This window comes from Pseudomonas sp. FYR_2 (assembly GCF_043106425.1).
Classification (GTDB): domain Bacteria; phylum Pseudomonadota; class Gammaproteobacteria; order Pseudomonadales; family Pseudomonadaceae; genus Aquipseudomonas; species Aquipseudomonas monteilii.
Window position 1 is genome coordinate 1 of the sequence record NZ_JBICMM010000054.1, and the last position, 21,358, is coordinate 21,358.

19 protein-coding genes are annotated in these 21,358 nt (G+C 65.2%); all 19 read right to left on the reverse strand.

The annotated features are described in order from the left end of the window. Positions 1-27 precede the first annotated feature (27 nt). The 19 genes from ACF8R4_RS23040 to mnxG all read right to left on the reverse strand — a co-directional run bounded on the left by ACF8R4_RS23040 (position 28) and on the right by mnxG (position 21,290). Positions 28-888 (reverse strand): CsgG/HfaB family protein, encoded by an 861-nt coding sequence (locus ACF8R4_RS23040; RefSeq protein ID WP_060496916.1) that lies wholly within the window; start codon positions 886-888, stop codon positions 28-30. A gap of 34 nt (positions 889-922) precedes the next feature. Further along, a complete protein-coding gene (locus tag ACF8R4_RS23045; protein ID WP_060496917.1) occupies positions 923-1,336 on the reverse strand; it encodes a curli assembly protein CsgF in 414 nt (137 codons plus the stop codon). After that, entirely contained in the window at positions 1,333-1,728 is a 396-nt protein-coding gene (gene csgE, locus ACF8R4_RS23050; RefSeq protein ID WP_060496918.1) for a curli production assembly/transport protein CsgE, read from the reverse strand. The genes ACF8R4_RS23045 and csgE overlap by 4 nt, the downstream gene beginning before the upstream one ends. Next, entirely contained in the window at positions 1,725-2,252 is a 528-nt protein-coding gene (locus ACF8R4_RS23055; protein WP_060496919.1) for a type II secretion system protein, read from the reverse strand. The genes csgE and ACF8R4_RS23055 overlap by 4 nt, the downstream gene beginning before the upstream one ends. Further along, positions 2,227-2,601 carry a type II secretion system protein gene (locus tag ACF8R4_RS23060; protein ID WP_016713967.1) on the reverse strand — a complete coding sequence of 125 codons (375 nt, stop codon included), beginning with the start codon at positions 2,599-2,601 and terminating at the stop codon, positions 2,227-2,229. Before ACF8R4_RS23060 ends, ACF8R4_RS23055 begins: the two co-directional genes overlap by 26 nt. A 5-nt stretch (positions 2,602-2,606) precedes the next feature. Further along, complete coding sequence (locus tag ACF8R4_RS23065) at positions 2,607-3,086, reverse strand: type II secretion system protein (protein WP_060496920.1); 480 nt, start codon at positions 3,084-3,086, stop codon at positions 2,607-2,609. Beyond that, positions 3,083-4,948, reverse strand: a complete 1,866-nt coding sequence (locus ACF8R4_RS23070; RefSeq protein ID WP_060496921.1) for a secretin N-terminal domain-containing protein — start codon at positions 4,946-4,948, stop codon at positions 3,083-3,085. Before ACF8R4_RS23070 ends, ACF8R4_RS23065 begins: the two co-directional genes overlap by 4 nt. Next, positions 4,945-5,454 carry a hypothetical protein gene (locus tag ACF8R4_RS23075; protein WP_060496922.1) on the reverse strand — a complete coding sequence of 170 codons (510 nt, stop codon included), beginning with the start codon at positions 5,452-5,454 and terminating at the stop codon, positions 4,945-4,947. Before ACF8R4_RS23075 ends, ACF8R4_RS23070 begins: the two co-directional genes overlap by 4 nt. Next, on the reverse strand, positions 5,454-6,014 hold the full coding sequence (pilO, locus tag ACF8R4_RS23080) for a type 4a pilus biogenesis protein PilO (protein WP_392493542.1): 561 nt from the start codon (positions 6,012-6,014) through the stop codon (positions 5,454-5,456). The genes ACF8R4_RS23075 and pilO overlap by 1 nt, the downstream gene beginning before the upstream one ends. Next, the gene (locus tag ACF8R4_RS23085) at positions 6,001-6,543 is read right to left on the reverse strand and encodes a hypothetical protein (protein ID WP_060496924.1); all 543 of its coding nucleotides are present in this window, start codon (positions 6,541-6,543) and stop codon (positions 6,001-6,003) included. The genes pilO and ACF8R4_RS23085 overlap by 14 nt, the downstream gene beginning before the upstream one ends. A gap of 1 nt (position 6,544) precedes the next feature. Further along, positions 6,545-7,324, reverse strand: coding sequence for a hypothetical protein (locus ACF8R4_RS23090; protein ID WP_060496925.1), 780 nt, complete (start codon positions 7,322-7,324; stop codon positions 6,545-6,547). Then, positions 7,308-8,981, reverse strand: coding sequence for a GspE/PulE family protein (locus ACF8R4_RS23095; protein WP_060496926.1), 1,674 nt, complete (start codon positions 8,979-8,981; stop codon positions 7,308-7,310). Before ACF8R4_RS23095 ends, ACF8R4_RS23090 begins: the two co-directional genes overlap by 17 nt. Before the next feature lie 183 nt (positions 8,982-9,164). Next, the gene (locus ACF8R4_RS23100) at positions 9,165-9,698 is read right to left on the reverse strand and encodes a response regulator (RefSeq protein ID WP_060497129.1); all 534 of its coding nucleotides are present in this window, start codon (positions 9,696-9,698) and stop codon (positions 9,165-9,167) included. A gap of 249 nt (positions 9,699-9,947) precedes the next feature. After that, positions 9,948-10,589 (reverse strand): SurA N-terminal domain-containing protein, encoded by a 642-nt coding sequence (locus tag ACF8R4_RS23105; protein ID WP_060496927.1) that lies wholly within the window; start codon positions 10,587-10,589, stop codon positions 9,948-9,950. A gap of 12 nt (positions 10,590-10,601) precedes the next feature. Beyond that, entirely contained in the window at positions 10,602-12,119 is a 1,518-nt protein-coding gene (locus tag ACF8R4_RS23110; protein WP_392493545.1) for an ABC transporter substrate-binding protein, read from the reverse strand. A 5-nt stretch (positions 12,120-12,124) separates the two neighbouring features. Beyond that, complete coding sequence (locus ACF8R4_RS23115) at positions 12,125-12,790, reverse strand: SCO family protein (protein WP_060496928.1); 666 nt, start codon at positions 12,788-12,790, stop codon at positions 12,125-12,127. Next, positions 12,787-13,443: an SCO family protein gene (locus tag ACF8R4_RS23120; protein ID WP_060496929.1), complete on the reverse strand. Its 657-nt coding sequence runs from the start codon at positions 13,441-13,443 to the stop codon at positions 12,787-12,789. Before ACF8R4_RS23120 ends, ACF8R4_RS23115 begins: the two co-directional genes overlap by 4 nt. After that, positions 13,440-15,416 carry a cytochrome D1 domain-containing protein gene (locus ACF8R4_RS23125; RefSeq protein ID WP_104834642.1) on the reverse strand — a complete coding sequence of 659 codons (1,977 nt, stop codon included), beginning with the start codon at positions 15,414-15,416 and terminating at the stop codon, positions 13,440-13,442. Before ACF8R4_RS23125 ends, ACF8R4_RS23120 begins: the two co-directional genes overlap by 4 nt. Positions 15,417-15,434: 18 nt before the next feature. Continuing rightward, positions 15,435-21,290, reverse strand: coding sequence for a manganese-oxidizing multicopper oxidase MnxG (mnxG, locus tag ACF8R4_RS23130; RefSeq protein WP_392493547.1), 5,856 nt, complete (start codon positions 21,288-21,290; stop codon positions 15,435-15,437). Positions 21,291-21,358 lie beyond the last annotated feature (68 nt).

Consider the following 21,358-nt stretch of genomic DNA (forward strand, 5'->3'; position numbering starts at 1 on the left):
TGCCCGCGAAGAGGCCCTCAAGATCAATCATGGCTGCTGATGCTGCTGATTCTGACTCAAATACTTGTCCACCGTAGGCTTGCCATCCGCTGGATCCCCCGCCACCTGCCACAACCGCCGTTCAATCCCCTGCGCCAGCAAATGCCCCACCGCCGCTTCAATTGCCGACAGCACGCACAGCTGCGCCGGTTCGTTGGTGGTGTAGCCCACCTCGGCTTCCAGCAGTTTCTTGAACTCGATGAACTTGAACACCCCGGCACTGCGCCCGACCGAGTAGATGGTCTTGCTGGTCATCACGTTGGCCAGCACCTGCCCGGTGCGCACGTCTACCGCTCGCAGGTTCACGGTCACCTGGTCCACCCGGTACTCGCGTGAGATGTCTATCCCCAGGTAGCGGGCGCCCTCCCCGCCGCTGCGCACGTTGGTGTCGTAGGCAATGATGCCGCCCTCCAGCATCAGGTTGGCGGCCTGCAGCGGTGGCAGCTCGCCCATGATGTTTTCCGGTACATCCGGTTTTTTCTGCGAAGCACGGATGATCTTGCGCTCGGTCAGCAGGTTCTGCAGGCCCTCACGCTCCAGCACCACGAACCAGCCGCTGGCGCTCAAGGCGTCCATCAGCATGCTGGCTGCGCCCTGGGTGACACTGGTGGAGAACGAGCTGGCCGGGGTGGGTTTGTACTGGCCGGTCTGGTCGCGGAAGCCGTACACCACGGCCATCAACCGGCCTTTGGGCCGTGGCATGTTGATCAGGTCGTAGTAGGTCGAGGCGCGTGGGGTCAGGGTCGGGGTTTCCGAGTCCTGTTCGGCCGACATGGGTTCGCGCAGGCTGCAACCACTTTGCAGGCCCAGGGCGGTGAGGATCAGCAGCGTGCTCAGCAGACGTTTCATGGTGTTCTCTCCCCAACAGAAAAGCCCTTCCCTCTCAGGGGTTCAGGCCGCTGACCTCAATGATCGAAATTTCTCCTGTGGCGCGATCGGTGACCTTGATGCTCAAGGCCCCGGAATCGTCGATGACGTCGATGAGAAACGCATCGGTCGCCATGCTGCCGGTGCTGCCGTTACTGATGTTGTCCAGCAACTGCGACAACATCCGCGACTCCAGCTGGTTGCTGAAGCGCTCCAGGGCCGTGGTGCCGGTAAAGGCCGAGGCACGGTCCTTGAGGTCGGGGTCGTCGTAGTCGTTCTGCGCCTGGGCGTTGTTCAACAGCCAAGTGCCGTTGAGCGGGTTGCCGCCAAAAGCCGGGTTGACCGGGGTGTACACCAGCTCGGTGGCCTGGACAGCACAGGCGCTGGCCAGCAGACAGGCGGCAATGCAACGTGGAATGCGGTGGTTCATAGCTCGTCCCTCTCCAAGTCGGTGGTGTCCTGTAGCAGGCGTTGCAGCTTGCGTTGAATGATCTGCTGCTTGACCAGGTCGGCGGCTGCAACGGCCTCGTCTTTGAGCTCGGTGGTGTTCGGGGGCAGGAAGCGGCGGTACATGACCTCACGTTCGAACTCCACGGTGACCAGGCTGCCCCAGCGCGCGTCCGGGCGTTCGCGTACCACCAGGTTGAAGTCCAGGCGGCTGGTGGCCCGCAGGCGGTCGGCGAAGTAGTAGTAAAAGTCGTGGCCGATGTGCGAGATGGTGTTGTCGACGATGAAGCCCTGCATCTCGTCCTCGCTTGAGGCCTTGGCCGACGTGGCCAACGCCAGCAGCATGCTCAGGCAGAGTGCGGCCAGGGTATTCATGGCGTGTCTCCCGGGCCGCTGTGGGTTTGTACGCCATCGGCACTTTCGCTGAAGGCCTGCTCGGCGACGAACTGCCAGTCGCTGTAGTGTTCCAGCCCTTCGAAACCGGTCCACTCGGCGCTGAAGCCACTGCGCTTGAACGGGGTGGCGTCCGAGCGGGTGTGCACCCCCGTGATGCGGCCGTCGATCGAGCGCAGAAGGCCCCACTCGTCGCTGTTGGTAATGGGGTCGGGGTAGAGCCTGCGAATGTGCCGCTTGGCCTGCGGAAAGCGGTTGTCCTGCAGCAGGTCGGCCAGGTCTTGCGGGTACTGGGCCAGGCCCGGCGAGGCGCGGTAGTAGCTGCGCAGGGCCTGGGCGTACTGGCTGCCCACCCACAGCAGTTGGCGTTCTCGGTCCCGCTGGGCGGCGCTGGCCCAGAGCGTGCCGGTGGCGGCCAAGGCCACGCTGCTGACTGCAATCAGCAAGAGCACGCCCAGGTAGGTGAAGCCACCGTTGGCCTTACCATTCAGCGAAGAGGCTGCCATCACGCGCCCTCCCTGTGGCACCGCTCTTGATATCGGCCACGCCGCCAGCCACGCCTTCAGGGGGTGGCACCAGCTGCCAGGCATCGCTGCGTTCGGTGATCGGGTCGACTGGGGTGTTGCGCAGGTAGCGCTGCTCTACCAACTGCTCCAGCGAATCCGGGTAATGGCCGGTGTCGCCGTAGTAGTGGTCCAGTGCCTCGCGCAGCACCGCCAGGCTCTGGCGCAGGGTGGCCTCGCGGGAGCTTTCCAGGCTGTTGAAGTAGCGCGGCATGGCGATGGTCAGCAGCGTGGCGATGATCGCCATCACCACCAGCAGCTCGATCAGGGTGAAGCCTTTGCTGCGTTTCATGGCTGTCACCATTGCTCGTAAGGGATGTTGTTGAGGCCTTTGCCGCGGGCCTTGGAGTACACGTCGAACACGTCTTCGCCTTCGCGCGGGTTGTCGGGGCTGCTGTCGTATGCGCGCAGTCCCCAAGCGCCTTCGTCCCTGTCCTTGGCCGCCACCAGCGGGTCGTGCGGGATGCGCCGCAGGAAGTAGAACTTTGCACCCTTGGCACTGCGCACGTCGCGCACGCCCTCCACCAGCACCTGGAGGTTTGGCGGGTAACCGCTGGCGTCCAGGCGCTTCTCGATGTAGCCGGCATCGAAAGCCCGCTTGTAGGCGTCGATGGCGTCGCGAATCTGGTACAGCGCGTCACGCAGTTGCTGCTCCTTGCCGCGGCGCACCACGGTTTCGGTCAGCGGCGCGGCCATGCTGGCCAGCAGCCCGAGCAGTGCCAGGGTCAGCACCACCTCGATCAGGCTGAAGCCCTGCATGCGGCGCGGCGCTTTCATGGCCGAGGGCTCCCGTTGACCGGGGCGACTGCCATCTGGCTGTCCATCACCGGCGCGTCGGTGGTCGGCGCATTGCCGGGTACGTCCATGGGTGGCAGCGGTGCCATCTGGCGTACCTGCATGGCCGACTCGGTACCGGTGGAAAACTCCATGTCCGACGGACTCTGGTACGGCAGGTTGCGCACGATGCGCGGGGTAATCGCCAGCACCAGCTCGCTTTTGCTCATGTCGTCCTTGTTGCTGCCGAACAGCCGGCCCAGGCCAGGAATATCGCCGAGCCCCGGAATCTTGTTGCCGCTGGCGTTGTGGTCGTTGCGCACAAGCCCGGCTAGCACCTGGGTTTCGCCATCGTGCAGGCGCAGGCTGGTCTGGGCGTTGCGGGTGTCGACCTGGACCGGAATGGTGCCCTGGCGGGTGGCCTCCAGCGGGGTGGCGTTACTCACTTCCAGCGCCACCTTGATCGCCACCTCGTTGTTCAGGTGCACGGTAGGCTGCACTTCAAGCTTCAAACCGACGTCCAGGTAGGTGACGCTTTCGGTGATCACCGGGCCCTGAGTGGACGGCACCGAAGTGGCGCTGATGATCGGTACCCGCTGGCCGATGTGAATACGTGCCTGCTCGCGGTTGCTGACGCGGATCACCGGGCTGGCCAGGGTGTTGATGTCCTTGTCCTGGGCGTTGATCTTGGCCTGCGGTGCTGGCGCAATGCTGATGCGGCTGGAATCGATGCCACGCAACTGGTCGAGCACGCTCACCGGCTTGCCGTCGTTGCTCAACACGCCGAAAGTGTTGGGCCATTGCAGGCCAAGGTCGAGGATGCGCGAAGTGGCCACTTCCATCACCTCCACTTCCAGCACCACCTCGGGGTTGGATTGGTCCTGCGACTGCAGCAACTTCTCGGCCATGCGCACGGCGTCCGGGGTGTCGCGCATGGTCAGAGTGTTGAGGCGCTCGTCAACGAACACGTCGCGGGTCTTGAGCATGGTCTTGACCATGTTCAGCGCGGTGTTGGCATCGATGCTGGTGAGGTAGAAGGTGCGCATGACCAGTTCCTGGTAGTCCTTGGTCTTCTGCGGCGAGTCGGGGTACACCATCACGGTGTTTTCGTTGACGATCTTCTGGCGCAGCTGGTTCTGCTCCAGCAGCAGCGCCACGGCGTCCTCGATGCGCACCTCGCGCACGAAGATGGTGGCCTTCATGTCCGGGCGCATGTCCTTGTCGAAGATGAAGTTGATGCCGGCAACCTGGGACAGCACTTCGAAGATGGTCTTCAGGTTGGCATCGCGAAACTCCAGGGTGACCGGCCGCTCCAGCTTGCTGCGCAGCTGTGGGTAGGGCTGCGCGGTGCGCGCCTGGACGTTCTCGATGTCGCTGCGCAGCGCCATGCCTTTCTGGTTCTGCGGGTCCAGGCGCAGCACTTCGCGCATGTAGCGCTCGGCACCGAACAGGTCGCCCTGGCGCAGCGCGGCCTGGCCCAGCGCAACACGCTCGTCGAGGGTGCGAATCAGCTCCAGTTGGCGGATGCCTTCCTGGGCACGGCGGTTGTTCGGCTCCAGGGTCAGCACCCGCCCGTAGCCCATGCGGGCATTGGCGAAGTCATGGCGGATACGGTCGGCATCGGCCTGGGTGATCAGCGCCTCGACAGCGGCCTGACGGCTATGGGCCAAGGCGATGTTCAGCTCCGTATCGCGCGGGTTGTCGCGCAAGGCCTCTTCCAGCCGTGCGATCCCGGCTTCGTACTGGCCCTCTTTCATCAACTGGTCACTGTCCTTGCGCACCGCACTGGAGCCGCAGCCGGCAATGGCCACGCACAGCGCCACCAGCAGGAACGGGGCAGGTTTGCACAGCTTTGACGACTTCATGGTGCACTCCCTACAGACAAAGTCTGCGACTGATGCAAAGGCAGGTAGACCAGGCTCAGCTCTTCGGCCGATACCCGATCGAGGCGGTAGGTGTCTTCGATCACGTCGCCCTGGCGCACGACGTAGAGTTTTTCACCGCTCTGCAAAAAGATTTGCAGGTCGTCGTTGGTACCCATGCGGCCGATGAACTGGAACGGAAGCTCAGGGGCGGCTGGGGCTGCGGCCACGACCGGCGCGGCGACTACAGGTTGTTCGGTGACGGTGGCCAGGGCCTGGGGTTTGGTCCATTGCTGCTTGGGGAACAGGTCTCTGGAGGCCTGTTCCGGCCCTTTCGCGGCTAAAGCCGCCCCCACAGGTTCGGCGGCGCCCACAGGCCCTGTGGGGGCAGGTTTACCCGCGAAGGCCGCGACGCCGTCGTCCTGGCCAAACCAGTGCCCCGGCGCCCAGGCCAACGCTGCACTTACGCCGAGGAAACCGGCCCAGATGACTGCACGTTGTGTGTTCATCACGACCTCGACAGGTAAAGGGTCATGCGCAGGCGGGCGTTCAGCTCGCTGTCGCCGATGCGTTTGCGTTGCAGCTCGAGGTCTTCCAGCACCAGGGTCGGCAGTTGCTTGAGCAGGCCCTTGAGGAAGCCGCGAATCTGCGGGTAGCTACCCCGCACCGGCAGCACGATCTGGTAGCGCGCCAGCTGGGTCTTGGGGTCGATGTCCAGGGCATACTCGCCACGGGCCAGGCTGATGTGCTCGGCACTGGCCAGGTGGTAAAGGCGCTCGATCAGTTCGCTGGCCTGGGGCTGGCCCGGCAGCTGCTGGCGCAGGCTGTCGAGCGCCTGCTGCTCGGGTTTGACGGCGATTTTCAGCTCGCCACGCTTGATCCGCTCCACCTGTACGCTGGCATCCGCCTCGGTGGCACGCAGCTCGCGCACGTTCTGCCACTGCGGCAGCACTCCAGCGCACACCACGCCCACGGCCAGCAGGCCTACCGCCACCGCCGCCAAGCCGACCGGGCCAACGCGGCGCAGGCGCTCCTGGAGTATCAGGCTGTTCAGCTCAAGGGCGCGCATGGCCGGTCTCCCAGGTGGCGGTGAGGGTGAAGCGCACCGGGTGCTCAGGCTGCGCGGCCAACACCTCGTGGTTGAGCAGCGACACATCGCTGAGTTCGTCGCTGGCTTCCAGCCGCTGGTGGTACTGCAGCATCGCTTCCAGGTTGCGTGCCTCGGCGGCGATGCGGACCTGGCCCTTGCGTGCGTCCGGGGTCAGGCCAAGCAACGCCACGTCGTCCTGCGGCATGGCTTCGAGCATGCTGAACAACTGCTGCCATGGGCGTTGCAGTTGCTGCGACACACTGCGCATCTGCGCCAGGCGCTCGGCCTGCTCACGGCTGGCGGCCGTGCTTTGCGGGGCGGCAGTGGCCGGACGGCGGCCCAGTTGCTGCTCCAGGCTGTGCACGCTGTCTTCCAGCTCCACCTGCTCGCTTTGCAAGGTGTACTGAAGCAGTACCAGGCTTGCGACCAGGGCACTGCCCAAGGCCAGTAGCGACCAGGCCAACGGGCCGCTGCGCCGGGGTTGGAATTCCAGTTCGAGGCGGCGCATGTCAGGCCACCGCCCGCCACATGGCGCACAACGGGTCGGCTTCGCTGGCCGGCTGGCACAGCTGCACCGCCGCCAGTTGCGGCACGTCGCCCCGGCCTGGGGCATGCAGGTACACCCGGGGCAAGTGCTCGCCATACAATTCGCAGGTGCGCTCTATCAGCGCTTGCAGGGCCTGGTCACTGTCGGCGCAACCTTGCGCCAGCACTTGCTGCCAGGCGCCACCCGCAGCCAGCAGCAGCACGCTGCGGCGCGGCTCGGCCAGCACGAACAGGAAGTCACCCTGCGCCAGCTGTGACGAGCAGCGGTTGTAGGCGGCCATCAGGTACGGCTGCACCGAGCGCAGGCTCAGGCGGCTTTCCCGGCCCAGCCCCTGCAAGCGTTGCAGGAGGGCTTCGGGCAGCGCCGTGGCGATACGGGCGGCACCGGCAGGTTCGGGCGACAGCACGATGCGCCAGTCGTCCAGCGGCTGCCCGTAGAGGTTTTCGAAGCAAGCCCGGGCGTAGGCGTCCAGCTCGCGTGGGTGGCTAATGGCATCACTCCAGGGCACCAGGCAGAAGCGGCTGTAGCGGGCCGACAGCAGCACCCGCAACTGGGCGCCACGTACAGCATGCTCGGCCAGCAGCGCGGCCAGTGCGTCGACGGCAGCTTCCCAGGCTGGTTGGGCGGCGTCGCAACTGAACTCGCGGCTGCCCAGCCACTGGTGTTGGTCTTTGTGCCAGCAACCCAAGCCGACACCTTCGGCGCCGAGCACGGCACAGAAACGATCAGATGAATGTGACACGGTTGATCTCCTCAAGGGTGGTGCGGCCATCGCGGACCAGGTCCAGGGCCGAAGCGCGCAGCAGGCGCAGGCCGCGCTGGCAGGCGAGTGTCTTGATTTGCGACAGGGGGCGGCGCTCGACGATCATCTGGCGCAGATCGTCGTCCAGGTGCAGCAGTTCGGCGATGGCGCTGCGGCCGCGGTAGCCACTGCCACGGCACTGGCCGCAGCCCTGCACGCGGACGAACTTCCAGCCGGCCACGCCCTCGCGGGTCAGGCCCGAGCCATACAGGGTGTCGTCATCGTGTTCGCAGGGCGTGGCGCAGTGCGGGCAGGCCAGGCGGATCAGGCGCTGGGCCAGCACCGCGTTGAGTGCGGAAACGAAGCTGTAGGGGTCGACCTGCATCTGGCTGAAGCGGCCGATCACGTCGAACACGTTGTTGGCGTGGATGGTGGTGAACACCAGGTGGCCGGTGAGTGCCGACTGCACGGCGATCTGGGCAGTGTCCGGGTCACGGATTTCACCCACCAGGATCTTGTCCGGGTCGTGGCGCAGGATCGAGCGCAGGCCACGGGCGAAGGTCAGGCCCTTCTTCTCGTTCACCGGAATCTGCAGCACGCCGGGCAGCTGGTACTCGACCGGGTCTTCGATAGTGATGATCTTGTCCACGCCGTGGTTGATCTCGCTGATCATGGCGTACAGGGTGGTGGTCTTGCCGCTGCCGGTGGGGCCGGTAACCAGGATCATGCCGTAGGGTTCGGCGGCCAGTCGGCGCAGGGCGCGCAGGGTTTCGTCGGCAAACCCCAGGGCCTGCAACTGCACGCCGCTGACCCGGTCAGACAAGTCCTGCTTGTCGAGCACCCGCAGCACGGCGTCTTCGCCAAAGATGCTGGGCATGATCGATACGCGGAAGTCGATTTGCCGGTCACCCACGGCGACCTTGAAGCGGCCGTCCTGGGGGACGCGCTTTTCACCGATGTCCAGTTCGGCCATGACCTTGATGCGCGAGATCACCTGGTCGGCAAACGCGCTGCCACTGGCCTTGCCCGCACCGTTGAGCACACCGTCGATGCGGTACTTGATGGTCAGGCCCTGGCCGGTCATGCCCAGGTGGATGTCACTGGCGTGCAGCTTGAGGGCGTCGTACAGGGTGGAGTTGACCAGCTTGACCACGCGGCTCTGGTCTTCGCTGATGCTGGCCAGCGACAGGCGTTGCAGCGGGTCGCCTTCGCTGCTGGCCTCGGCGTCATGGTCGAGGGCATCGACGGCGTGGAAGCTTTCTTCGTGGCGGGCCAGGAAGGTGGCCAGCTCGGCGGCGTGGGCCAGGTAAAGTGGCGCGCCTTGCAGCACATCGTCGATCCAGGCCAGGCGGGCGGGGTCGAAGGGGTCGGCGAACACGCCCAGCAGTTGGCCGCCCTGCTCGATCAGCACGAATTCGCGTTTCAGGCACTGGGCCAGGGCCACCTTGTCGAAGCGCGGGGTACTGGCCAGCAGGCTGTGGCTGTCCAGCACTGGGTAGTGCAGGGTCAGGCCGAGGCGGCGGGTGAAGGTGTCCGGGCTGTCGCAGGCCAGGCGTTCCAGGCAATTGAGCAGGCGCTCGTCGATGGCTTGCAGGCGGGCCTGGGCCAGCAGGTCGCGGGGGTAGGCTGAGAATGGTGGTGGATTCTTCGCGGGCATGCCCGCTCCCACAGGTTCACTGCAAACCTGAAGATCACCCGAATCCTGTGGGAGCGGGCATGCCCGCGAAGAGGCCGGTGCAGGCTGTTGCAGATCCCGGGTTGCATCGAATGCTTCTGGCATGGCCTGCGACTCCGCTCAGGGGCGCGTCGCAGGCTGGCTCGGCCAGGGGTGCGGGCGCCGCTATTCCCCTGTGAGCAGTTGATCGTCGTCGGGCCTCGGGGGCTTGGCGCCATTACGGCGGCGGTCAGCCAACACCCAGCTTCCATCGTACAACTGCAGGGGGAACGATTCGTTCCTGTTCTGGCGTCGTTCGACGAACCCTTCCGCCGGGTTGTCCGTGGCCCTGCGCCGGCGCTCGATGCCCATCAGGTCGAAGATCGCACGAGCCAGTTCCACCAGCGGGAACGGCTTGAACAGGACATGGCTAACACCGAGTTCGGCGGCCCGCTCACGCACTTCGACAGTGGGGTGGGCGGTGATCAGCACGAAGTGGCACTGCCTGTTCTTGCGTACGGCCTCCAGAACCTGAAAACCCTCCATGTCGGGCAAGCGGTAATCCAGCACGATCACTTGCGGTGCCAGGCTTGCAGCCTGTTCGATACCACTGGCACCGTCGTGGGCAACATGAACTTCCAGGCCTTGCGCCTGCAGGTACGCTTGCAGGTTTTGCGCAAGGGTCTGTTCGTCATCGACTACCAATACTCTGTTCACCAAGGTCGACTCCCAAGTACTGCCCGGTTCCCCGGTCTGCGAAGTGCGCCCTTGTACAGGCTTGAGCAGGCTTCGTGCCAGGCGTGAATAGTCATGTTGCACCGCTGTAAGTCTTTGATTCTACTATAGCGCATGCCAAATCCCGAATCGTGGCGGGCAGGCGCACCCAGCCTCTTCCCCACAAGCGGGGAAACTGATGGCACATTGCCAAACCTTAATTCCCCAGCTTTGGGGGAAACACCATCAGGGGCCTCAGTCTGCCACCTCCACGTTAGCGGCGTCGCGCAAACGTTGGCGTACCGAGCGGCGCGCATCCGCTTCTCGTGTAGCGATGAGCGCCGCCCTGGCCAAGACCAGGCCCTGCTCACGTATGACCGAAGGGTTATCACTTTGGTTCTGCGCTCCTTGCAGTCTTTCCCGATTGGCAGCATAGAAAGCCTCCACTTCAGCCTGGCTCGGCGTGTCGACTGCGCTGAGCTGGGCGTACACCTGCTGGGCCGCCATGTCTTGCCGGGTGTACTCAGTGTACTGTGCCCTATCGAAACCCGCCTGCGCCAGACGCCGCTCGAAAATTGCCGGGCTGCCGAACGCCGCTTCGACCTCGCCCACATGCGCCGACACCTGCGCGTCGCTGATGGCGATGCCTTGGCGCCGGGCTTCCTGCCACAGCAGCTCCTTGTCGATCAGCTCGTCCAGCGCTTGATCGCGCAGGCGTTTGTACAGGCCCGGGTTGCGTATGCTGGTCAGCGCGCGGCCCTGGGCGCTCAGGTATTCGCTGAAGTAACGCTCCAGGCGCGTCACGCCGATTTCCACACCATTGACCCGCGCCGCAGGCACATCGGCCCAGCTCGCCTTGGCCAGCACCAACAGCAGGCACAGCAACACAATACGCATGGCAGCCTCCGCTCAAGGGGTATCCGGCACCGGCCGGTACGGGGTAACCGAGGTAAAACGCGGCCCTGGTAGCGCCACGGCCACCACATGGGCGCCCGCCATTCCCTGGCGGCGGCCTGGGCCAAAGCCCAAGGCCGGGGTCAGGCCGGTGGCCACATCGTGCAGGCCTTCCAACGCGGCAATCAGTTGCTCGCGACTGGCGTCACGGCCTATCTGCTTCAGCGCTTCGCTCAGCAACCGTAGCGCGCACAGGGTGTTAACCTGCAACGATGCCTGGCGCGGGTCGAGGCCCTGGCGCTGCTGCAGGCCGGCCAAGGTCGCCAGCCCCTGCTCGGTCCAGTCTTCCGGCACATAGGGATAGGCCAGGAACACCCGTTGCGACCATTGCTTGGGCAAGTGCGCCACCGCACCGGCCACCTGGCTGGAGGCGGCGAACAGGTAGGGCTGACGGCCTGCCGCCTGCAACGCGTCGGCCAATTCGACAAAGGCCTGGGCTCGGCCAAGGAAGACGATGCCCTGCCCGTCCACGGCCTGGCCATCGAAGGCCTGGATGGCGGGCGCCCAGCCTTGCTGCTGCAGGCGCTCGCGAACCTGTTCAGCCAATGCGGCCTGCTCATTGCCGGCATACACCACACGTAGCTCGCCCGGGGCCAGGCCCAGCGCAGCACGGGCATAAGCGGCCAGGCTAAGCAATTGCACGGGCAGGCCGGGCAGCGGGTCGAAGATCTGTGGGCTGCCGCCGCTACGTGGCGTGCTGCCGATCAGGGGCACATTCTGTGGCGCCAGCAAGGTTGCCAGGCGTTGGTCAAGCATGGGTGCCAAGGGTGAGATCAAAGCGAACACGCGCGCCTGCTCCAGCAACCGCTGCAAGGCTTGCTCGGCGCTGGCAGGGTCGAAGCCCGGATCAAGCACGACCAGCTCCAGGCGCCGCCCGTGTATGCCACCTTGCTGATTGAGTTGTAGCACGCCGTCTTCCAGCACCGCACGTACCACCTGCCCCGCTTCGGCCAGCGGGCCGTTCGCGGGTAACAAGGTACCCAGGCGCAGCACGCCCTCCTCTACACCGGGGTCGCGTTCCTCGGCCAGGCGCTTGAGGTAGGCGGTAAGGTTACGCTGGTCGGCCAAGGTCAGCTCGAAGCGTGGCATAGCCGGGTCCAGGCGGTTGCCGGCCGGGTCCACGCCATGCTGAATGGCCCGGGCCAGGCTGCTGTCGGTATAAGCCGGGTAGCTGCGGCCGTTGGCCTCGCGCGCGCCTTGGCCAAGTACCAGACGTTGCCAGTCGAGGCTGGGCGGGCGTACGCCACCTTCCGCGCGACCACGGCCGTCGTTGCCGTGGCAGCTTGCGCAGGGCAGCACACTGGCGGGCACCGCCATGTCGCTGGCCCCAACCAGGGCTTGCAGTTGGGCGTCACTGCTGGAGACGCCCTCGCGGTAGAGGCGTTTGCCGGCTAGCTCGTGGTCGGTCAGGTCCAGCGCAGAGGCCGAAGTAGCGCATGCCAAGCCAACAAGCAAAACCGCCCAGTTGTTCATGATACTCACCGGCCTGCCAGTGGCTGGGTCAGCAGCTGCATGCGCTGGGCAATGGCCATGGCTGGCGCATCCGGACGGATCTTGCTCCAGCGTTTGCCCGCCACATCACCGGCAATCAACTGCGTCGAATGCTGCTCGGGGCTTGGCAGAAACTGGCCGATACGCCCGAGCACCAGGTCGACATTGGCCTTGTCCCCGGTCAGGAACAACCAGTTCGGCCCATCCACCCCCTGTTTCTCGGCAAACGCCTTGAGCGCCTGCGGGGTATCGTTAAGCGGGTCGCTGCTGATCGAGACGAAGGTCACCTGGCTGGCCAGCTGCGGCCCCATGGCCTCGCGCACTTCACGCAGTTTGCGGGTGATCAGCGGGCAGGCGTCGGTGCAGTGGGTGAAGATCACGTTGAGCATCACCACCTTGTCCTTGAGCACATCGCTGTAAAAACGCAGTTCGCGGCCGTTCTGGTCCTTCAGCACGGTGTCGGTGAACCAGGCCTGGGCATCGCGGGTGCCGCCGCCGCTGGTCATCGCCTGGGGCGCCGGCTGTGGCGCTGGCGCTTGCGGCGCATGGCCCTCGTGGGCGAACGCCACCGAGGCAAGGATATACAGGCAGCCACCCAGTACCAGCCAGTCGAACGCGCGCATGCCAGCGCGGCGGGAAGTGACAGTGCTCATGGTTGCACCTCGTGATGGTCGGCAATGGCCGTGCTCTTGGCATGCACACGGCGGGCGCTGAGGCGGTTGATTTCTTCGATCAGTACCGCCGGGTCGGTGAAACCGTAGTAACGCGTCCAGTGCCCGCTGCGCCCGTCACCGACCAGAATCAGCGGCGGGTGCTGACTGAGGTCGGCACTGAAGCTGCCCAGGCCCTTGAGGGTTTCGGTGATGGCGTACGGGGTTCCGGTCAGCCAGCTCCAGCCTGGCCCCTTCTGGAAGGCCTTGGCGTAGTCTTGCAGGCGCTTGGCGTCGTCACGCTGCGGGTCCACGCTGATCGACACCAGGTGGATTTCCTCGCCTACCCGGCCACCCAGTCGTTGCTGGACCTTGCCCATGATCGACGACACCACCGGGCACACCGTGGTGCAGCTGGTGTAGATGAAGCCCATCACGACCAGGTGATCACCTACCAGGTCTCTCTCCAGCCGCACCGGCATGCCGTCCTGGTTCAGCAGCGAAACGTCGGCAAAGCGCACGCTGGTCTTTTCCTGGCTCGCCGCCGGAGGCGGCTCGGCGTGGCCTTTGTGATCGTGTCCGGCGTGGGCCAGGGCCAGGTTGCTGGCCAGTGCCAGGCTCAGGGCCAACAGTGTGAAAGCAGGCTGGGTGTTCATCGCACATTCCTCACGTCAGTCTGGGAAGCGTTGGTCGCTGCAGCCGGCAGGACGCGCAGGCTGGTGTAGTTCTCTTCGGCAAACTTGCGCCCCAGCGAAGGCGACTGCACATGCAGGTACCAAGCGCCAGCCTCGGGCAGGGTCAGGGCCGCCTGGTACACGCCCTCGCCCACCTCCCGCAGTTGCAGGTTGCGGGGCATCGACGACGGCGCCAGGAAGTAGCGCAAGCTCAGGTCATTCAGGCCCAGCCGTGGCTGGCCGTCGTCGCCGACAATGCGAACGCGCGCGTTGATGGCGCTGTGCTGCGACAACGGCTGGTCCAGGCCAATGAACTCGGCATGCGCGCCCTTGCGCTTGCCGGTATTAGGGGCTTCGGCCACGTCGGTGCTGAAGCAGTGGATGATTTGCGGCTGGTTGAGCAGGAAGGCCACGTCGAACTTGCCGGCGGCAGGCAGCTTCACCGTCGAGCTGTATACCCCAGGCGCCACCTCGCGCAGGCTGCGGTCGACGACGAGGGCGGCGCGGGCCTGGTGGCCACGGTTGTTGTAACCGGACATCGGCGCGTTCATGCCTTCGGCGTAGAAGTAGGTGGTGTTGTCCACCGGGTTGACCACGAACACCGAATTGTCGTCACGCGATACCGACAACCCCTGGGCCAGCGGCAGGTCACCGGCCTGGCGCGGCGCCGCCGGGCCTGCCTCGAAGCCCTGGACAATGGGCGAGCGCCCCTCACCGAGGCTGGACAGGTTGATCATGGTCACCTTCGGCGAAGCCAGCCCACGCACGTAGGCATAACCCTTGGTGAAGGTGAGCTGGTACGGTTCGGCCGCCACCGGGATGTGGTGGATCAGCTTGTCGGTACTGGCGTCGATCACCAGCGCCTGGTTTTCCAGGGTGTTGAGCACGATGCCGTAACGGCCATCACTGCTGAAGCGCATGGGCCCCAGGCCCTGCTCGGCCTTGACCGTATGGCGCAGCTGGTGGCTGCGGGCATCGAACACTCGCACGCTGCCTTCCTCGCCATCGACCACGTACACCGCCTGGGACAGCGCCGAATAGCTGACCGACAGCGGGTGCGGGCCCACCTTGATGGTTTTGGTCAGGCGCATTTCCGGGATGTCGATCACACTCAGGGTGCCGCTGTCACGGTTGCTGACGTAGGCAAAGCGCGAGTCGGCGCTGAACGCGATTTCGTGGTGCCCGGTGCCGGTGTTGAAGCTTTTCAGGGTCGTGCGCCCCGGCACGTCGATCACCGTGACCCCACCCTTGGCCGGGTCACGGCTGTTGTTGCCCACCCACAGCCGGTGCTGATCAGGTTGCAGGGCCACACGCAACGGCTGGTCGCCAGCGTCCAGGTCGGCCACGCGGGTGAAGGTTTCGGTATCGATCACCGCCACCTTGCCACGCTCGGGGATCGACACGAATACCTGCTTATCGTCGCTGGTGGCCGCCCAGTCCATGGGCCGCCCGGGCAGGTCGATGCGCGCCATGGTGCTGGTCACGCCGCCCACCGAGACGGTGGGGTCGATCACCGTCAGGCTGGCGTCGTTGTTCAGCATCAACAGGAAGTAGCTGTTCAGGTCGAGCAGCGGTCGGGCACCGATGCTGCTCTTGAGAAACAGCGCAACCCGCGCCTTGCAGCTCTGGTCACGGTCGCCCACCGGGGCCGACTGCGCCGGGTCGATCCACGCCCCCGGCGCCATACCCGATAGCGGCTGGCCACTGGTCTGGTCGCTGAGTTTGAAGCGGATGTTGGCGAAGCCGCCTTCTTTCAGCTCGCCCCCGGCCAGCGGCCGGGCCTCGAACTCCACGGTTACGCCATCCCGGATGAGCCGGTGCGGGGCCTGCGGTTCGGCCGTTTCCTGCAACAGCTCGCGGGGATCGCACCAGAGCTTTTCATACGCCACGCCCAGGCCGATCAGTGCCACGCCCAGTACTACCCCCAAGTAAGCAGGGCGAGTCTTCTTGTTCATGCTCGCGCTCCCCTTCCGTCACTGCGCCGGGGCCGTTGCCGGCGGCGCTTCGTTGGTCACCCGCAAAATTCCCCACAACCCCGAAAGGTTGCCGTAGGCGGCGTAGTCGCGGAACAGGTAGTCACCCGCCACCGCGTTGGCACCGCCGGCACTGGGCAGCATGAAGCTGAAGTGTGCCGCTGGCAGTACGCTTTCCTGGGCGCCGATGTACATGGCCATCGGGTTGTAGCCGAAGCGCACCGAGCCGATGCCGGGCAGGCTCATCGGGTAGCCATCCGCGTCGCTCTTCTCGGCCTGGTAGTTGTGCAACGGCCACAGGTGCCCATCGAGCTGGTAGGTAATACCGCGGCTGCCACCACTGGGCATCAGCACATGGCTGCGCACAGGCTGGCCGGGCTTGGCATACATCACCGGGGTTTGCGGGTCACCGCCAACCAGGGCGTTGCTGTAGGCCATGTGCGCGTTGGGCACATCGGCCAAGCCGAAGCCGTCGGCATGGCCGAACGGTGCATCCGGCGCCAGGCCAAAGCGCAGCCACAGCGGTTCGGTCTTGTAGTTCATGGCCATGTTGCCGTTGTCTTTCGGGTCGCCCGGCACGCCGTTGCCTTCGGTGGCGATGCCTTCGACCGGGCGGCCGTCAGCCCAGCGCATGTTCATCGAGCGCTGCCACACCGTGACCAGGTCGCGGTAGTCAGGCTGACCGGTAACCTTGACGGTTGCCTGGGCCCGGCTGGCGGTGTCCTCGGTCCAGGTTGCGGTTTGCGGCAGAATGCTCATGCCACCCACCAGGCCTTTCTGCGGCTGCTTGATGAAGTCCGACGGCGTCAGGTTCAGACCACCGAACTCGATTGCCGTGGTGTTGATGTTGTCCACCGTGCGGCCCAGTTGCAGCACCGGTTTGCCTTCGCGCTCCAGGTGGCCGGCGTAGTATTGGTACACCCGGCTTGGGTAGGCTCCGCTGTTGCCCGCCCGGGGTGGTACGGTCTGCACCGGGTTGGCACCCACGTTGGCACCGTCGGACTTGGTGATGTCGTAGGCCAGCAACTGGGCGTGCAGGCCCACATGGCTGGACGGCCGCATCAGGTTGTTGTTGAAGGCGGTGGACCCTTCGCTGTCGAAGCGGTCACGCTTGACCACGTTCTGCATCACGGCCGTGCTTGGCAGGTCTGGCATCACCAGGGGCAGGCGGTTTTCCAGGGTGATGCTGATGCAGTCGCCCGCGTTGGCGCGCAGCACCAGCGGCTCCACCGGTACGCCAGCCTTGAGCTTGCCGGTAGTGGTGTCCAGGTCGGCCTTGCGCACGTACAGCACGGCGGTCGGGTCATGCAGCGGGGCGCTGTGGCCGCCGACGGTGAAGGTGGTGCCGTCCTCTTCATCCACCACCGTGACCTGCGGGATGCTGGTTTTGCGGCTGTTGAACACCAGCGTGCCGCCATTGGCCTTCAATGGCCCGCCGACATGCTGGCCCGCACCGGCCGGGTCGTTAATGCTGACGCCGTTGCGGTTCTCAAGGATGTCGTTGGCCAGCGCCGCGACAATCTCGTAGCTGCGTTTGACCGTGGTGCGGGTACCGATGCCGTTGGGGTTGGCCGTGGTTTTCGGGCAGATGCCGTCAAAGTTCACGGTATTGCGCATGGCCACCGGCTGGGTGTTGTTCGGCAACGGGAACAGGTCGGCGCGTTGGGCGGTGTAGTTGCGCATCACCCCCCAGATACCGTTCCAGTAGCCTTCCAGCGCCGCGTCCATGGAGTACAGGTAATCACCATTGGTAGCGGCGGAGCTGGAAATCATCGACACCGGTGCCATGAAGCCCATCTGTTCGGAGATACCGATCATCTGCGAGGCCTTCCAGCCCGAGTTGGAGCTGTTACCGAAGCCCGAGCCATTCTGCAGCCACTTCACACCGTGCAGGGTGACGTTGTGCTCCTCTTCATGGCCACCGGCGTGCAGGCGCAGGCGCACGTTGTCGCCAGAGTAGGTGCGCAGCATGGGCGTGAACGGGTCGCCCGGTTCGCTGCCGGCCTTGTTGATGTGCGGTGGGAACAGCGTGGTCCCACCGGTTGGGCCAACGGCCGAGGTGATCGCCGACGGCGCCATGTTCATGGCCGGGATCGCACGGTCGGTACGGCTTTGCAAGGCATAGCTCAGGTCGCCGGCCAGGCCGTCCGCCTGCATGCCGCGTTTGCCGTCGGGGCCGACCTTGTTCGGGTCGAACACGCGCAGAGCCAGCGGCTCGTTGCGGTAGTTGACGACGAACATGCCCGGGTCATCCACCGAAATCGCCTGCGGGCAAGGCCGGCTTGGACAACCAGGGGCCAGGCCACCGCGCGATTCGACCACCGATTCCAGCAGGTTGGATGCCTTCTGCCGGACTGGCGGGTTGATGGCATAGCGGAAGCTGTCGGCCGTGGCCGGGTAGGACTGGCCATTGGGGATGCCGTCCGGGCCTGCGCCCACGTACACACCGGCTTCATAGGCGTGCTGGAAGTCGCTGTACTCCAGGAAGAACTCACGGTAGCTGTCGTTCTTGCCATCGCCATCGTGGTCGCCCGTCTTGATTACCGCTTGCCACGAAGTCGGCCCACCGTCCTGGCGTGTGGCCGGGTTGTACAGCTGTTCGCCGGTTTCGGCGTGGTACCAGGTAGAGCCGGCCGGCTCGGCCAGCACGGTGGCATACAGCCCCAGTTGCTGGTGGGTCGATGGGCCGAGGTGGTCGTGGGTAAAGATGGTGCCCAGGCCACGGTCGACGTTGTTCACGTTCACCAACGGGTCTGCGAACCAGCGCTGCATGGCTGTGCGCGCGCCCAGCCAGTCGGCCCGGCCGAAGCGGCCGAAGAACGGGTGCTGCTTGGCTTGCGGGCAGGCGGCGGTGCCGTCGCGGCTGTCGCCCTCGGTGCAGCCGTTGTAGGCCCGTATGGCGTGCACACGCTCCACCACGCTACCGGGCGAGAGAACGCCGTCTTCGTAGTTCCAGCCGTTGGCCGAGCCGTCGGCGGCGGTCAGGTCCCACTTGGGCAGGTGGATGTGCTGGCCGATCACGTCGGTAGGGGTGCGTACCTGGTAGTCGTCCATTTCATAGAACGACGGGATCAGGTTGGTGTGGGTGTACATGGTGCAGTCGAAGGTGTTCATGCGCATCACCAGCGGTTCTGGCGGGCGCTGCTTGGTGATGACTGGCCAGGCGTCTTCCCACAGCGCCAGGATGCGCGCCTGCGGGAAGTGATAGCCGACCTTGTTGTACACCGCGTCGAACTGGATGTTGGCGCCCTTGTAGATGCGCGGGCGGTCGGCGGTGAAGGTGGACGAACCCCGGAAGTTCATGCCGGTGAGGCTCTCGCCGCTGACAAACTCGCCTACCCCCGAGGTTTGCGTCAGACGCTTGCCGCGGTCGTCCATGCAAGGTTCGTAGAACGGGGCGCCGGCCGTGGGCAAGGCACCGTTGGTGCGGAACGCCTTGGCAACGGGTTGGCTGCCGGGCACCAGGGCAAAGCTTGGGTGCTCGGCCTTGGCGTGGAACTGCATGGCGGCCTGTTCGACATCGGTGCCTTCTTCCGGCAGGTAGATGGGCTTGGCCTTGTGCACCACCTTGGAGAAGTCCAGCTTGGTAGTGGTGGTGACTGCTTCACCGCCTGCAGACACGCCGTCCAGCGCGTGCCGGCCCAGGCCGCCATCCCAGCCATCGACCTGGTTGGGGTCCAGGTTTGCCCACAGGGCTTTGCCGCTGTCTTTCAGCTGCCGGGCCAGGGCCGGGTCGAGCATGTCCAGTGGCGGGGTTGGCGGGCGGTTGCCCACGCTGCTTTCCATGCCGCCGATCCAGAACGGGTAGCCTGGGTTTTTCAGCGTGCCATCGGCGTTGCGGTTGGCATCGGTGCGGTCGACCAGTGCCAGCGAACCGACTGCCTTGCGCGCTGGCGTTTCATTGGCGTGATCGTCGTCGCCTTCTTCTTCTTCGTCATCGTCATTGGCAGCGACCAGTTCTTCAGACAGTTTGGGCACCACCACCACTTTGCCCGGCATCGGCGCCATGGCCTTGCCGGGCAGCGGCACGATAGCCGGAATCGGCGTACCGGCGACGATCTCGCCATCAGGCAACGCCCGGGCGCCAACGGCCGGCTTGCCGCTGCGCAGGGCGAACGGCGTGCTGTGGAAGCCATTTTCGCCCTGCCCGCTCACCTCCAGCCGGGTGCCTTCCTCGAACACGTCATGTACCCGCCACATGGCCCACATGCCCTGGGCGAAGTGCGGGTAGAAGTGGCAGTGGTAAATCGCGTCGCCCGCCACCCGGTTGCGGTTACCCGAACCGCCGTTGGCGATTTCGTAGGTGTAACCAATGCCCGGGCCGATGCCTTGGGCGTCGATGTAGTCGGAGTTGTCGTCGTTGGGGTTGAACAGCCACTGGTGGCCATGCAGGTGGAAAATGTGCTGTTCGTGGCCATTGTGGGTGTTGCGGAACTTGGTGAAGTCGCCAATGTAGCTGTGGTGCACGTTGGCGGGTTCTGCCGGGTACAGGGCCATGTTGGCCTTGACGCCGACGGCGCTGGCCGGCGGCGTTTCGCCTGGGCGAATGTTTTCCAGGCCGACGTTGGCTGGCACGTCCACGAGGGTGCCGATATCGCCTACGGTGTGGGCACTGAGGAAGAACTCCTCGTACGCGCACGACAGGCAGTCGTGCATCGGCCCCACGCCCAGGCGGTTGGCGACCACTTCAGCGCCCATGCCGCCAGAACCGTAGTTGATCATGAACGAATCGCGGGTCGGCTCCAGCACATGGCCCATCACCGGGTCCGCCCAGTAGCCCGGGAAGGCTTGGGTGGCGGCGACCTCATCGGCAAACTGCGAGGCGAAGTCGCGGAACGCTTCCAGCCGGTTGGGCAGTGCCGGGTTGCGCTTGTTGACGCTCTCCAGCGGGTAGGTCGAACGCGGGAAGCTGCCATCGGGGTTCGGCCCCATGACGATGGCGTCGGTTTCGCTGTTGAGGATTTCATTGCCGTCGACCATGGCAATGATCGGCTTGCCGGCCTTGCCCTCAGTGAGCCACGGTTCGGCCTGCGGGTAGCGGGCCTGGTAATCGATCACCGGCTGGCCGGTGGCGGTGCGGCCGGTGGTGGCCAGGCGCATTTCTTCTTCGGTCAGGGTATTGCGGTAGGTTCGCCCACCTTTGGGTACAACCACCACCTGGCCAAACAGGCCGTTGGCAACGTTACCCGCCCCGCCCTGGCCGCCAAAGGTCGCGCCCTGGCTGGTGGCCGCAAAGGCCCCTTCACGCTCGGCGTACAGGGTGTAGCTGCGGGTGTTGCCGGGCGACACCAAGAAGTTGCCATTGCGGCCAGTGTTGGCGGCGATGTCGCCAATGCTGTTGACCGCCTGCATGCCGTTTACCTGGAAGCCGACATGCCGGTCATTGACCTGCTCGTCGGCAACGAAATGTTCACCACCTTCGTTTTCGACCTCGGTTTCCGGGCCTTCCTCCTCGCCTTCGACCTCGTTTTCTTCGGGGTCGATACCGTGCTTGTTGGGGTTGGCCTGGTACGCCAGCAGGTTGGTCAGGTTGACCGTGAGGCAGTCACCGGCGGCCACCCGCAGCACGATCGGCCGTGGGCGCTTGTCCGGGCGCAAGGTGACCTTGCCCGGGACAGCGGCCCCGCCCTTGCTGAGGGGGACCTGCTTGTCGTCCACCACATCTTCACGAAGGGCGAACATCATGCCGTTGGCGTTTTGTGCGCCAAGGCGGTTGAACATCAGGGGCTGGTCCAGCGCCACCACGTTGGCGACCAAGGTGCGCTGGCACTGCACGGCCGCCTCGCTGGTCGTTTCCCAGCCGAGCAGGGCCAGAACGAGTGATGACAGAAGGGGGCCTTTGCGTGGCGTAGACATGCTGCACCTCCGGGGCACGGGGACTCTGCGCAGGTGTGGAGCAAGGTGTGTGCCAGAAGAATATTTAT